1 protein-coding gene is annotated in these 503 nt (G+C 63.2%); it reads right to left on the reverse strand.

All coding sequences use genetic code 11. The features are described from left to right. On the reverse strand, window positions 1-503 hold a 503-nt coding region (locus CXQ90_RS21985; RefSeq protein ID WP_146068982.1), incomplete at both ends, for a PAS domain S-box protein.

A 503-nucleotide genomic window follows, 5' to 3' on the forward strand; every position in this document is an offset into this window, starting at 1 on the left:
AGGTCGACAATCTCAAGCGCCGTGCCGCCTGCAGGCTTCTCCGTCCGCTGCCGGCTGGTTTCGTGATCCTGATCGGCGGGCCAGATAGCCAGCAGCACATTGGTGATGCCGTTCTCGCGGTAGGATCGGATCGTGAGCGAAACCGGCTCGCCTTTTGCAATGGTGACGCCGTCCAGGTTGACGGGGCCGGGGCTGTGGCGCGCTTCGCTGATGGCGTCACCCACCCGATCGCGATCCTCCTTCGCGAAAAGATCGCGAATGGATTTTCCGGACAGCGGCGCCCCGGTCGAGGACATGAGGGTGCTTGCGGCCGGATTGGCGTCGAGAATGGTTCGCCGTTCGCCATCCAGCATCACATAGGCGACTGTGGCGACCTTGAAGGCGGTGCGGTAACGGGTTTCGGCTTCCTTGAGCTCGCGGTAATCCGCTTCCAGCTCCATCTGCGTCTGGACCAGGCGCTGCTGGTCGAGCATCTGCTGACGCAATTCGCGGCCGACGACGAT

The organism is Arthrobacter sp. ZGTC131, assembly GCF_002929275.1.
GTDB lineage: Bacteria > Actinomycetota > Actinomycetes > Actinomycetales > Micrococcaceae > Arthrobacter.